The following is a 13,717-nucleotide window of genomic DNA, read 5'->3' as shown; positions in this document are numbered from 1 at the left end:
ACCCGTGGTCTAGACTTTCACTAGACTAGATGAAATGTCATGCCCGACACACAAGACAAAAAAGAAGCTCCTTACGGAGCTCTTTTTTTATGCTTATGTTTATTTCTCAAGTAAACTATTCCCCCGGCAATAAGAACAATAATTCCCGCAAAGAGAAATAAATAGCCGACCAGAATCAAATAGAAGTTTTCGTGTAAAAAGCCTTGCTTATCAACGTATTCTACCGAATTAGCCTTGATAAAGAAACAAACAAATCCAACAATCATCAAGAATCCACCAATCAAGGTCGTAATCATATTGTACTTAGCTTTGCGGTTTTCATCAGTATCTTTAATCAATTTTTGTGTCATCTTGTTCATATTATCGTCTCCTAAAATTAACTGATCTAGTGAGATGTGAAAGACACGATTGATCTCGATCAACATTTCTAAGTCGAGCAAATTGCGGTTATTTTTCCAGTTGGACACCGCCTGTCTTGTAACGTGCAATTTTTTTGCATACTGCACCTGCGACAGATTATTTTCCTTTCTTAGCTGCTTAATTTGATCACTAAATTCCATCTCTTTCACCTCATAAATTAATTTTGGCAGAACTATATAAACCTAACAAGAAAGCACTGCTTGCATAAACGACAGCAGTGCTTTCCTTTTTATTTCTCGACCCTAGCTTGATAAAAGCCAAAGCTCATTTGACGTAAAATTTTAATGAAACTATTTTTATCTAATCTTTCACCAGTCGTCAAAGCTTCAAATTCTCCATCTGGATCCTTCAACTTCTGGTCTGTTCTATGGAAACCATTTCTCTCGTAGAACTTCAGCCGACTAACACGTTGCTTGTAATTTTTTACCTTCTTAGTTACCGGTTCAATATCGATCACGATTTGCTTATCTGGGAAGTTATCTTCCAGCATAGTCAAAATCTTGGAACCATATCCTTGTCCGCGCAACTTTTCACTGACTGCTAAATAAGTCAGGTAGACGGTGTTGTCATTTTCAGCATAATAGGTAATGCCGCAGAACTTGCCATCATCATAAATTGCGTGAAACTTTACATTACGGTGAAGTGACATTGCTAATAGTGAAAACATTGAGAATCTTTCCCATTCAGGGAATGCCTTCATGTACAACTGCTTAGCGTCACGATATGCTTTTGTACCCCATCGGGCGGGCTTAGAATCTAAAATAGTATCCTTCTTTTCTATTAAACTAAAAAATATAATATTTTTACACACATATTTTATCAAAAAAATACGATAACAAGCAAAAAGAACAGATCATTCGACCTGTTCTTTTTATCTATGTTATATAATTTTCATTTAAATCAACTTGTACTTCTTAAGCAATTCTTCTACGTAGGTGCCTTTAACCTTCTTGAGCATCCCCTTAATTGCCAACTTCTCAGGCATTGGCAAATCAAGATCTTTGAGCTTCTTTTGATCGTTCAAGTAGTACATCGCATTCATCAACATTCTGACATCAAATGCAGAAGCGAATACTTCAGGTACGCCACGGTCGATATCAAGCAATGTGTAGACAGCTTCCATCGCGGTTCTAACTGAATATTCAGTAGTAAAGACAGTGTCTCTTGGAGTTTCCGCAAAGTTACCAATGAAGGCTAAGTTCTTTGAATGATCTGGCACTACCTTTGGTCTATCGCCTAATGCTCTTGGCATAAAGTATGAAGTAATGTATGGCATATGTGCTGGAATAGTAGTTGCAGCTGCAGCCATTTCAGGAATTCTTTCTTCAGGAACACCCATGTGGTAAAGCCATTCCTCACACAATTCAATACCATTACAGTCAGGCATAGTCTTTTCAACATAATTACCCTTAGTGTCTGAGAACAAGCCATAGAGCCAAACAATCAATTCATTTGGCTTTTGTGCCTTAAAGTGTGGCTGACGACTAATTGAGTAACCTAATAACCAGTTAGAATCCTTAATCGTAGTTGGTCCACTAGTAACAATTGAACCACTGTGTGGATCCTTCTTATTAACTGCTTCAATAAATGGCACAATATCATCATTCTTAAAGGTAATTGTAGCTGACATTCTCCAGTTAGCCTTTGGAATATCCTTGCAGAAGACCTCTGGATGACCAAAGTCTTCATCTTGAGCAGCCAAGTTCTTCCATAATTGCCAGCTAGCACCTAATTCATGCTCTGCTGGAGCTGGGTGGAAGTTATCACCATAAGTAGTGCTTTCAGTGATAGAACCGTTAGTGACAAAGACAAGATCGTTTTCAGTTAAATCAATTGTCTTTCTTTCACCTTTTTCAGTTAAAACAATTTGCTTGGCAACTTTTTTACCATCTGAACGGTTAACAAAGATGTTATCTACTACAGTGTCGTAATGGAATTGTACGCCATGTCCTTTCAAATATTTAACCATTGGCAGAATTAATGATTCATATTGGTTATACTTAGTAAAGCGAAGTGATGATAAATTCTTCAATGTGGCAACGTGTTGAACGAAACGCATCAAGTAGCGACGCATTTCCATTGCACTTGCCCATGGTTCAAAGGCAAACATAGTTGACCAGTAAAGCCAGAAGTTGGATTGGAAGAATTCTTTGGTAAAGACTTCGTTAATCTTCTTATTTTGCAAATCTTTTTCAGGTGTTAAGCAAAGGTCGATGATTTCCTTTACTGCCTTAGGTGTTAACAATAGTTGACCGTCAGTTGGTAAAGCTTCGCCGCGATTGATGATGACACGGGTTTTAGCATAGCTTGGATCTTTTCTATTCAAGCGATAGAATTCATCCAAAATTGATTCGCCTTCATGTTCGGTTGAAGGAATTGATCTGAATAAGTCCCACAAACATTCAAAGTGTGGCTCCATTTCACGACCACCACGGATGATATAACTTTCTTTTTCTTTATTGTAAATACCATCCATTGAACCACCAGGAAGAGACAATTCTTCAAAAATGTGAATTCTATTGCCCTTCATTTGTCCATCACGAATCAAGAATACAGCGCTGGCAAGAGCAGCTAATCCTGATCCAACAATATATGCTGATTTTTGATCAACGTCTTTTGGCTTTTCAGCCTTTACAAATGCTTCATAATTACCATTGCTATAATGCATAATTTACACTTCTTTCAAATAATCGTTACACCTGTAACTATTTACAGCTATAATAATATTGTAAGCGATATCATTTGTCAAATTAAAACTAATCAAAGGATGATTTTTTATGAATATGAAAAGTCTGCACACGCAGCAACAGATAGAAGAAGCCTTATTTTCTTTATTACAAAAAAAGCCTTACGCCGAAATTTCCATTGCAGAAATTACGCGTAAAGCTCATGTTTCTCGTACTTCTTTTTATCGTAACTATAGCCAAAAAAATGACGTACTAACGCTATTTTTGGCTAATCAATATAAAAAATTTATTGTTGATATCAATGAACATAAACTAAAGACATTGACCAAACAGCTAATTGTTTATCTGACATTTTTTAAAGAAAATCCTAAAGTCATGAAAATCTTGTTAGACGCTGGTTTTGAAGGCAGTCTATTAAACTTTCAAACTCGCTATTTGAAAAAACTGCTTGGTGTCTACCACCCAGACTTAAATTTACCAGATTATGCAGTCGCCTACCAATCAGGCGGAATTTATATGCTCTTAATTTGGTGGGTTAAGCAGGATTATCAAACTCCACTCGAAGATTTAATTAATTATGCGGAAAAACACATTATGCTTTAATGTCTTATTATTGCAATTTCTTGCGCTTTTTACCAAAGTTAAAGTAGAAATTCAGCACAAAGGCAATGATTAACAAAATTAACGATACCAACATAATTTCTTTGATTCCGGCATGGAAAATAGTTCTCATAGTTGGTACTAAATTCTGCGGCAATAATTTTGCACTTTTGGCGTCACTCAATTTATTCATCATGGCCATCGTAATACCTTTATGCGTATGAACTCCACTTGCTAAGTTCAAGTTCATAATTACGCCGTACACAGCTGCCATCACAGTTTGTGCCAGGATTCTAATCAAATATGACGTTGAAGTAGCTGTAGCCATATTCTTTAATCCAGCATCTAGCTGCACTTTTAACTGCATAGCAACGAAGATAAAGCCAACACCAATTCCTGAAAACGCACCAATAAACGTCAATATCTGTACTGGCGTATGAATATCTGCCAAAAACAACCCGACGGACGAAATCATCATCGCAATAATTCCAATTAAAGCCAATTTAAATGTTGTCATATGTTCTTGAATAGCCGCTACGCTTTGGGAAGCAATGATTTCTACGATTGAGTTAGGAATCAGAGTCATCCCACCTAAAAGTGCAGATAAACCGAGTAATGCTTGAGCCCACATCGGCATATAAGTATTAACAGCAATAAATGCACCCCAAGTGAAGGCAAATAAAAGAAAATCACCGTCTAAATCTTTATTTTTAAATAAAGATACCGGAATGATTGGATTAGCCGCATGATTCTCACGAATAAAGAAGAGAACAATAAACACTAGACTAACAATAATCAAGCTAATGACAATCCAGTTAGCTGTTAACCCAACTAGTTGAACGCCCATTAAGAATAAAAGCAATCCAATAACTAATAATCCGGCACCAGGAATATCGAAGACTGGTGTTTTTTCTGGTGTAACAGGCTTGTAGTAAACAAGACAGATGATTAATGCTATCAAACCGATTGGAATATTAATATAGAAAACCCAGTGCCATGAAAAGGCATCGATTAACCAACCACCAACCAATGGTCCTAAAATAGCAGCTCCATTCCAGCTTGCTGTTAAGTAGCCTAATACCTTAGTTCTGGTTTTAATATTTTTAAAAACATAACCGGCAATGATATAAGGAAGAGACCCCATACCACCAGCACCGATCCCCATGATGAATCTAGAGCATAAGAAAAAGATAATATTAGGTGCCATACCTTGTAAAGCAGAACCTAAAACAAACAAAATCAGTGAAATTTCAAAGGCCTTTTTATTAGTGATTTTCTCGCCTATCTTAGTCCAAATCGGAATTGAAATAGACATCCCTAATAAGAAAATAGCAACAATCCATCCCATAAACTGAATTCCATGCAAAGCTGCAACAATCGCTGGAATTGCGGTATTAATAATCGTCCCATCAAGTCCTGACATCACATTACCTAACATCAAGGCAATGGTGACCATCGTAATTTGTTTTTTATTCATTCAAATTTCCCCTTTAAAAAACAAAAACTCCTATTATCAACGATAATAAGAGTAAAAAAATATGGAGGATACAGGGCTCGAACCTGTGACCTCCTGCTTGTAAGGCAGATGCTCTCCCAGCTGAGCTAATCCTCCATTATGGGGCGGAATGTGGGATTCGAACCCACGCATGCTGGATCCACAAACCAGTGTGTTAACCCCTTCACCAATTCCGCCATAAAACGGTCCATGTGGGATTTGAACCCACGATCTCCTCCGTGACAGGGAGGCGAGATAAACCACTGCTCCAATGGACCAATCAGAGGAGGATGTGGGATTTGAACCCACGCGCGGCAGAACCGCCTAACGGTTTTCAAAACCGTCCCCTTAAGCCACTTGGGTAATCCTCCATAGCCGAACAGATACTATTATACTAAAGTGAGATAAAAGCGCAAGTGTTTTTTGCAAAAAAATAGATATTGATCAAATTGACCAATATCTATTTTTAATCTATCTTCTTTTAATCATGCAAATTCTTTTGATATAGCAAGTACTTATATTCTTTTCCAGCAATTTCTACAAATTTTTCAGTTGCATTATTAATCCAACCAAAATGTTCAAAAAATTGTCGTGCATTTTCGTCTCCATCAATGCACCATAGATAGATCTTGCCATACCCCATCTTTTTTAATTCGTTTTCGGCAGCATTAAGTAGAGTTTTCCCAATATTAAATCCTTGAAAATTAGGTTCAACATAAAGAGCCATTAATTCACCGCATCCGAGCATGCGCGTATCACGAGGGCGACCATAACTTACGGCTGCACGAATTTGATTATCATCATCAACAAAAATCAAGTTGTGACGACCACTCTCATTTAATCGTTTAACCCAAGCTTTTTCAGGAATATTATCTAAGAATACATCTGGCAATATATTTTTATATGTATCTTGCCAACACTTTTGAAAAAGTTGACTTGTTTCTTTTGCTTCATCTTCAGAAATTAGTGGTTTAATAATCATTTTTTACTTCTTTGTAAGAACAGTTACGGCTTCAACATGTGGAGTCTGTGGGAACATATCAACAGGATCAATACGCTTAAATTCATAACCCTTTTCTTGGAACAATTGCAAATCACGTACCAAAGTGGCAGGATTACATGAAATATAAACGACTTTCTTAGGTCCTGTCTTAACAGTTGCATTAATAAATTCAGGAGTTAATCCCTTTCTTGGCGGATCAACAAATACTACATCGGTTTTAAGACCACTCTTAGCCCAACGTGGCATAATTTCTTCCGCCTTACCCAAATAATACTTAGCATTAGTAATATCATTAAGCTTAGCATTATCCTTAGCATCTTTAATCGCATCCCGAACTACTTCAATGCCTCGAACTGCTTTAACATGCTTAGCAACACTTAACCCAATAGTTCCAATACCTGAGTAAGCATCAATTACAACATCATCTGGTTTTAAATCAGCCTGTTTGATTGCCAAATTGTACAAACGAGGTGTTTGCAAAGAATTAATTTGGAAGAAACTTTGAGGTGAAATTCTAAACTTCAAATCTCCAATTTGATCAGTAATTTGATCATTACCGAATACCAAGTAATCCTTTTGTCCCAAAATCACGTTTGTCTTCTTAGGATTATAATTTAAAATCAAACCAGAAACGCCTGGAATTTGGCTAACTTCTGCAGCAACATTTGGTAATTGCATGAAATCTTTGTGCAAGCAAACTAAAATTACCATCATTTCGCCAGTAGATTTGCTACGACGAACTTCTAAGTAACGCACTTCGCCCTTATTATTAATTTCATCATAAGCGGGCACTTTATATTTACGCAAAATATCTCTTACGGCTACTAAAACTCGATCAATTTCGGGATCAGTAGTAAAGAAATTAGTCAAAGGCACTAAATCATGCGAATGACGTCTAAAGAAGCCAATTTCAAGTTTGCCATTTACTTCACGCACAGGAACTTGCGCCTTATTACGGTAACCGACTTCTTCAGGACTAGCTAAAGTTTCCCCAACTTCAATATTTTCTAAATGTGCCTTTTTAAGCAGGCTAACTACTTGATTACGCTTAAAAGCAAGCTGCTTATCATATTTAATATGCGCAAGTGAAGCTAAACCAGTTTGAACGCCCCGATTTAATTCAACTTTTACTCGATCAGGGCTTTCTTTTTTAATTTTTTCAATTTTTGCAAAAGCAAAATTCTTCTTAACTTTTAAAATTTTTGCACTAACTATTTCTCCTGGAAGTGCATTCGTTACGAATACCGTCATTCCATTGTAATGAGCAACACCCATTGCTTCGTATGAAAGATCAGTGATTTCTAAATCTATAACTTGATTCTTTTCCATAAACACTCAGCCTTTTTAATAAACCATTTAATTCTTTTCTATTATAATACTCGATTTAAAATTACTACAAAATTATTTTATCTAAAAGTATTGACAGATTTTTTTAATCTTGCTATCATATTTTCCAACAATCAACGACAAAGTAGCTGCTTCGTTAAGCGTTCAGAGATCTGGTGGTTAGTGCGAACCAGTCAGGCGAAGTTAGACGAATTACATCGTGATTAAATATTGTTCGGATAACTTTTCAGAACCGTTACCATCTGATAGAGATTCAAGCTCTTATGCTTGAAAGAGTGGGTGGTACCACGGCTATCGTCGTCCCGTTGACTATTTAGTCAACGGGATTTTTTTATTTGGAGGAATAAAAATGAAAAAGCAAAAAGTCTCCTTTACGGAATCAATTATTATCCTCATAGCTTTATTGGCTATTTTAGGTATTTCAGTAATCAAGTTCGGTTTATCGCCAGAAGTACCCGTTTTATTCACGGTTCTTTTGCTCACATTCTGGGCAAGACTTCGCGGCTTTACCTGGACAGATGTCCAAGATGGTATTAAAGAAGGTATTGGCGTAGCCATTATCCCTATCTTTATTTTTATTTTAATTGGTGCCTTAATTGGTCTTTGGATTAAAGCGGGTATTATCCCTTCCATCATGGTAGTGGGTTTCCATTTAATTAGTGGTAGTTTCTTTGTTCCATCTGTTTTTGTAGTCTGTGCAATCGTTGGGGTAGCCATTGGTAGTGGTTTTACTACTATCTCTACAGTTGGGATTGCCCTCTTCGGTATTGGTGCCAGCATGAATGCAAATCCAGCTTTAGTTGCCGGTGCTATCATCTCAGGTGCCGTATTTGGCGATAAAATGTCTCCATTATCAGATTCAACTAATTTGTCATCTGCAGTGGCTGAAAGTGAATTATTCGCCCACATCAAGAACATGATGTGGTCAACTATCCCATCATTTGTTGTTTCCTTAATTCTGTTCTGGATTCTTGGTAACAGCGGTCAAATGGATCCAACTAAGATTGAACGTACTTCTCACGTTTTACAAACTAACTTCTCTATTTCTTGGTGGGCAATCGTTCCAATCGTTTTTATGCTACTTTGCGCTTGGCGTAAGGTTCCAGCTATCCCTACTCTTTTCATCAACATTGCAGCAACTGTCATCATGCTTTTTGCCCAAAATCCTCACGAATCAGTGCAATCATTAAATAATTTAATCATGAATGGTTTTGTTGCCAAAACTAGTGACGCTTCTGTTAACGCCTTGCTTACTCGTGGTGGTATTTCTAGCATGATGGCTACTGTTGCCCTAATCATCTCTACTCTTTCATTAGGTGGGATGTTAATGAAATTCAGCGTAGTTCAAAGCGCAATGGAACCACTTGTTAAGCATTTGAGAAAGCCAGGTCGTTTAATTACTGTTACTATTCTTTCAGGTATCTGCATTAACTTGTTTGTTGGTGAACAATACTTATCAGTAATTTTGCCAGGTCGAGCATTTAAACCTGCTTTTGATAGAATTAAGCTTTCACCACTTGCACTTAGCCGTGTACTTGAAGATGGTGGTAGTGTTATCAACTACTTAATTCCATGGGGCGTTGCCGGTTCATTTGCTGCCGCTACCTTGGGCGTTCCAGTTTTACAATTCTTACCATTTGCATTCTTTAGTTTACTTTCACCGGTATTCTCAATCATCAGCGGATTTACTGGTATCGGTTTAAAGTGGGCTAAAGACAAAAAATAAACTTTAAAATTAAAAGAGTGCCTGAGCACTCTTTTTTAGTTATTCATATTTTCCATTCTAATTTGGGCTTTCTTATGCTCTTCACTTTCACGATATGGTTCATACACAATATCAGTGATCACAATTTCTGCACCATTCTTTTCAAAAACAAGCGCTTGATCTAGCTCTGCGTTCACCATTTTGCTTTTTTGATTATTTCGTTTAAATTTCAAATCATCTAATTCGCGATCAATAAATGTTTTTTGTGATCCCGTTAATTGCTGATATTTCTCCCACGCATTTTTAGTAAAACTTAAAACTAAACCTTTTTTCTCTACCTGCTCTGGACGACTACTACGTTCACCGCGTACTTCATTATCTGAATATTTTTTATCCATAAAATCACTTCCTTAATTTAACTATACGGGAAAAGAACACACTACAAAACTTATTTGCTCTAGCTATAACAATCATAAGAAAACCTTAAAAACTAACTCTATAAACGGCAATACTACACTTTTTTTCTAAATACGTTAAAATATATTAAGACAACTAAATAAAAGAAAGAGTGACATACAATATGGATAACTTTTCAAATCCTGGACGTCGTGAAATTCATGACGTTGCAGAAGTTAACGGTTTTCTTTCAAAAATGTATGGCTACATGGGACTATCTGTTTTAGTTTCAGCTATTGCCGCATTTTTGACCATGACTGTCTTTAGATCAGCAGTGATGCAAATGCCACCTGCAATGATGTGGATTATTCTTTTTGTTCCAATTGGTTTATCATTGGGCATCAATTTTAAAGCTACTAGAAATCCTGTTGCTGGCTTTGTAATGTTAATGATCTTAGCCGTAATCTATGGCTTTGAATTTGCACTTCTAGCTGGCTTCTACACCCAAGCTCAAATCGGTACAGCATTTGTATCATCTGCGGCTGTATTCGGTGCAATGGCTATCTTTGGTACATTCACTAAGAAGAACTTAAACAACATGGGTTCTTACTTAGGAGCTGCCTTAATCGGTTTAATAGTTGCGATGGTCGTTAACATTTTCTTGCGCAATTCCGTTGCAAGTTTCGTCTTTTCAATCATTGGTGTAGTGATCTTCACTGGATTAACTGCTTATGATGCACAAAAGATGAAGGCAATTTACAACAACTATGGCAGTCAAGTTTCAACCAATGGTTTAGCTGTACTTGGTGCATTGCAACTTTACTTAGATTTCGTGAACATCTTCTTGTTCTTGCTTCAAATTTTTGGCATGGGCGGAGATCGCGACTAATATCAATAAAAAGAGATGCAGAAAATCTGCATCTCTTTTTTTATCTAAACCCTCTACTATTAATGGGCATTAAGAATGAAATAAACGGAATAAGAATATATAGAAACATAGCCACTCTAGGTAAAATCAATGATAATAGAATCAAAAATATTGTCAAAACAAGAACCAGAATAATTCTATGTACCGAAGTTTTTACCATCATAATGTTCATTACCTGCGGGCTTCGCATCAATGGCTTGGCACCGAAATATTGCACAAACACTTTTAAAATTTGAGCAATGAAATACACAATTCCAAAATTTGTCACCGCAAAGGCGGAATCTCGCATCATGATCCACTTAGTCATCACAGGTAAAAGCGATAAGTAGCCAACAAACAAAAATCACAAATAGCGGTAATTTTATCAGGTTTAAAGATGAAATAAGAAAAAGCTAAATGCAAATCATACCAAAAATCCGCAATAATAAAGGAAGCTATAATGAAAATCACGATATTTCCTAAAAATTCTAAATATTGGCTTGTTTTAAAAGCGAGCTGTATTTGCAAAACAATAATCGTAATAATGATTGCAATTACTGCATCATTAAAAGTTTCAAGATGTTCTCGCAATCTTTCAGGCTCTTTTTGCTGCGCCTGACGCACTTTCTCCCTTGCTTCTTTTAATTCTTCCTTCTGAACTGATGATAGCCTTCGATAATGTCGACTATCGAACACTTTATGCAGTTTAAACATTTTTCACCTAAAAATGGAGCCTAGCACAATTAGCTAAGCTCCATTTATTTTTATAATTTTAACTTTTATTTACCAACGTAAAATTCAATGCGTTGTTGTAAATTATCAAATTCTACTGGGCAATAACCACCAATTTCACCATCAAGGTTAACTGGCAAATCTTGTCCTGCACTCTTACCGATCAGCTCGGCCTTTAAGCTACGCGTCTTGGTATAAATAATATTAGGATCATCAACGTGCTTACCATTCAAGGCTAAAGCCATCAGCTTCATCATGCTGACAGGGTCAGAGGGCTTAACCACAATTAACTGGAATAAGCCATCACTAAGTTGTGCATCTGGCATAACTTGTTCAAAGCCACCAATTGAATTGGTCATTCCAAGTAAGAACATGGAGAGCTTGCCTTCATATACGCCATCATCGTAAGTCAAGCGCATTTCGTTCTCTGTCAAGCGAGGCAACATTTCTGCACCCTTGATTAAGTATGCAGCATACCCTAAAGCTGATTTAACTTCAGATGGCACACCATACGTTAATTCTGTTAAAGAACCGCTGGCAGCAATATTTACAAAATATTGAGTTTGATTGCCAAAAACTGCTTTACCGATATCCATTTTCCGTGTTTTATTTTTCAGAATAACTTTCGCTGCATCTGGAATATTATCACGTGGAATGGCTAATGCACGTGCATAATCATTAGTAGTACCAGCAGGAATAATTGCCATCTTAGGTCTATGCTCTAAAAATGCAATTCCGTTAACTACCTCATTGATCGTACCGTCTCCACCAGCAGCTACAATCAGGTCAAAGCCTTCCTTTGCAGCACGAGTAGCTTCATTACGAGCACTATTTTCTTCAGGTGTAGTTCTAAACGCACTAGCCTCGTAGCCAGCTTGCTCTAATACATCTAAAATATCGGCCACATTTTTGGGCATTTGCTCGTGACCGGATACAGGATTATAAATTAATCTTGCTTTACTAGTCATAATTACTACCTTAACGTTCTAAAAATTAACGATTTTGCAATTCTTGGTTAAGCAACTTGTTAACCATCTTAGGGTTAGCCTTACCACGAGTTTGCTTCATGATTTGACCAACTAAGAAACCAATTGCACGATCTTTACCATTCTTAAAGTCTTCAACTGATTGAGGGTTATCATCAACAACCTTCTTAACCATTGGAGCCAAAACTGAAGTATCTGACAATTGAACCATGCCGTTGTCTTCAACATACTTCTTAGGATCAGTACCATTGGCAATAGTTTCAGCAAAGACCTTCTTAGCGATCTTAGATGAAATAGTACCATCTTTGATCAACTTGATCATTTCTGCTAAGTGTTCTGGAGTAAGCTTAATGTCATTCAAGCTTACACGGTGATCGTTCAAGTAACCATTTACTTGAGTGTTCATCCAGTTAGCAGCAAGTGTTGGATCGGCACCAGCAGCTACAGCAGCATCGAAGAAGTCTGAGCTTTCCTTAGTTTGAAGCAAAACATTTGCATCGTATGGCTTCAAACCAAACTTGTTAACATAGTCATCGTAACGATCAAATGGGCTCTTTGGAAGTTCCTTAGCAATTTGATCGATCCATTCTTGGCTAATGTGATCAGGAGCAATATCTGGTTCTGGGAAGTAACGGTAATCTGATGCGCCTTCCTTAACACGTTCCAAAACAGTCTTACCAGTTGCTTCATCGAAACGACGGGTTGAAAGTTGGATGTGACCACCAGCAAGAAGAACTTGTTCTTGACGCTTTTCTTCGTATGCAAGTGAACGACGAACGTGATCAAATGAGTTCAAGTTCTTCATTTCGACCTTGGTACCAAGTTCCTTTTGTCCAGCTGGACGAATAGAAATGTTGGTATCAACACGCATTGAACCTTCTTCCATCTTAACGTCAGAAGCACCAGTAAATTGAACAATCTTACGTAACTTTTCAAGGTAAGCGTAAGCTTCTTCTGGGTCTTCCATATCAGGTTCAGAAACAACTTCAAGAAGTGGAACACCTTGACGGTTTAAGTCAACGTATGAGAAGCCGTTAGTTCCGTGAGTGTTCTTACCGGCATCTTCTTCGATGTGCATTTCATGAATACCGATTCTCTTCTTCTTACCACGAACTTCTACTTCAATGTAACCATCACGAGCAAGTGGTTGGAAGAATTGAGTAATCTGATAAGCCTTTGGGTTATCAGGATAGAAGTAGTTCTTACGGTCAAAGTGAGTAGTTGGCAAAATGTGAGCATGAGTTGCAATGGCAACCATAATACCTAAACGGTATACGTTCTTGTTAACCATTGGCAAGGTACCAGGCATAGCCCAGTCAATAACATTCGTCTCCGTGTTTTGTTCAGCACCGTAAGTTACTGGTGAAGGAGAGAAAATCTTACTCTTTGTCTTTAATTCGAAGTGGACTTCAAGTCCGATAGTCGATTTAAAATTCATT

General features: G+C 37.2%; 12 protein-coding genes, 4 tRNA genes and 1 pseudogene. 3 read left to right on the top strand and 14 right to left on the bottom strand.

Annotated features, from left to right (window positions below; genetic code table 11):
* Window positions 1–71: 71 nt before the first annotated feature.
* The 3 genes from CP355_RS01325 to CP355_RS01315 form a co-directional block, all read right to left on the bottom strand.
* On the bottom strand, window positions 72–560 hold the full coding sequence (locus tag CP355_RS01325; RefSeq protein WP_014565645.1) for a DUF3955 domain-containing protein: 489 nt from the start codon (window positions 558–560) through the stop codon (window positions 72–74).
* An 89-nt stretch (window positions 561–649) separates the two neighbouring features.
* On the bottom strand, window positions 650–1,126 hold the full coding sequence (locus tag CP355_RS01320) for a GNAT family N-acetyltransferase (RefSeq protein WP_081456847.1): 477 nt from the start codon (window positions 1,124–1,126) through the stop codon (window positions 650–652).
* Between the two features lie 189 nt (window positions 1,127–1,315).
* Complete coding sequence (locus CP355_RS01315) at window positions 1,316–3,088, bottom strand: oleate hydratase (RefSeq protein ID WP_098043723.1); 1,773 nt, start codon at window positions 3,086–3,088, stop codon at window positions 1,316–1,318.
* Window positions 3,089–3,197: 109 nt separating this feature from the next.
* Between CP355_RS01315 and CP355_RS01310 the strand changes: the two genes are divergently transcribed.
* A complete protein-coding gene (locus CP355_RS01310; RefSeq protein ID WP_025005418.1) occupies window positions 3,198–3,710 on the top strand; it encodes a TetR/AcrR family transcriptional regulator in 513 nt (170 codons plus the stop codon).
* Window positions 3,711–3,717: 7 nt separating this feature from the next.
* On the opposite strand, the gene CP355_RS01305 is transcribed toward CP355_RS01310, so the two are convergent.
* The 7 genes from CP355_RS01305 to rlmD all read right to left on the bottom strand — a co-directional run bounded on the left by CP355_RS01305 (window position 3,718) and on the right by rlmD (window position 7,534).
* A complete protein-coding gene (locus CP355_RS01305) occupies window positions 3,718–5,184 on the bottom strand; it encodes an MFS transporter (RefSeq protein ID WP_087235687.1) in 1,467 nt (488 codons plus the stop codon).
* A gap of 62 nt (window positions 5,185–5,246) precedes the next feature.
* Window positions 5,247–5,319 (bottom strand) — tRNA-Val (locus tag CP355_RS01300).
* Window positions 5,320–5,323: 4 nt separating this feature from the next.
* A tRNA-His gene (locus tag CP355_RS01295) sits at window positions 5,324–5,399 on the bottom strand.
* Window positions 5,400–5,406: 7 nt separating this feature from the next.
* Window positions 5,407–5,480: transfer RNA gene (locus CP355_RS01290), tRNA-Asp, on the bottom strand.
* A 6-nt stretch (window positions 5,481–5,486) separates the two neighbouring features.
* Window positions 5,487–5,573: transfer RNA gene (locus tag CP355_RS01285), tRNA-Ser, on the bottom strand.
* A 110-nt stretch (window positions 5,574–5,683) separates the two neighbouring features.
* Entirely contained in the window at window positions 5,684–6,184 is a 501-nt protein-coding gene (locus CP355_RS01280; RefSeq protein WP_087175897.1) for a GNAT family N-acetyltransferase, read from the bottom strand.
* A 3-nt stretch (window positions 6,185–6,187) separates the two neighbouring features.
* A complete protein-coding gene (gene rlmD, locus CP355_RS01275; protein WP_098043722.1) occupies window positions 6,188–7,534 on the bottom strand; it encodes a 23S rRNA (uracil(1939)-C(5))-methyltransferase RlmD in 1,347 nt (448 codons plus the stop codon).
* A 367-nt stretch (window positions 7,535–7,901) separates the two neighbouring features.
* Here rlmD and nhaC point away from each other — a divergent pair, with 367 nt between their 5' ends.
* Window positions 7,902–9,278, top strand: coding sequence for a Na+/H+ antiporter NhaC (nhaC, locus tag CP355_RS01270; protein ID WP_098043721.1), 1,377 nt, complete (start codon window positions 7,902–7,904; stop codon window positions 9,276–9,278).
* A gap of 35 nt (window positions 9,279–9,313) precedes the next feature.
* Here nhaC and CP355_RS01265 read toward each other — a convergent pair whose 3' ends face one another.
* The gene (locus tag CP355_RS01265) at window positions 9,314–9,655 is read right to left on the bottom strand and encodes a hypothetical protein (protein WP_025005414.1); all 342 of its coding nucleotides are present in this window, start codon (window positions 9,653–9,655) and stop codon (window positions 9,314–9,316) included.
* Between the two features lie 182 nt (window positions 9,656–9,837).
* Between CP355_RS01265 and CP355_RS01260 the strand changes: the two genes are divergently transcribed.
* A complete protein-coding gene (locus tag CP355_RS01260) occupies window positions 9,838–10,542 on the top strand; it encodes a Bax inhibitor-1/YccA family protein (protein WP_025005413.1) in 705 nt (234 codons plus the stop codon).
* A 40-nt stretch (window positions 10,543–10,582) separates the two neighbouring features.
* Here CP355_RS01260 and CP355_RS01255 read toward each other — a convergent pair.
* From CP355_RS01255 to gatB, 3 genes and pseudogenes are all read right to left on the bottom strand, one after another.
* Window positions 10,583–11,274, bottom strand: a pseudogene (locus CP355_RS01255) (TMEM175 family protein).
* 65 nt (window positions 11,275–11,339) lie between these two features.
* Complete coding sequence (locus tag CP355_RS01250) at window positions 11,340–12,260, bottom strand: diacylglycerol kinase family lipid kinase (protein ID WP_087175893.1); 921 nt, start codon at window positions 12,258–12,260, stop codon at window positions 11,340–11,342.
* 25 nt (window positions 12,261–12,285) lie between these two features.
* A complete protein-coding gene (gatB, locus tag CP355_RS01245) occupies window positions 12,286–13,716 on the bottom strand; it encodes an Asp-tRNA(Asn)/Glu-tRNA(Gln) amidotransferase subunit GatB (RefSeq protein WP_003626901.1) in 1,431 nt (476 codons plus the stop codon).
* Window position 13,717: the final 1 nt, after the last annotated feature.

The sequence above is a fragment of the Lactobacillus sp. UMNPBX4 genome (assembly GCF_002554115.1).
GTDB lineage: Bacteria > Bacillota > Bacilli > Lactobacillales > Lactobacillaceae > Lactobacillus > Lactobacillus gallinarum.
This window is presented reverse-complemented; position numbering and strand designations above follow the sequence as displayed.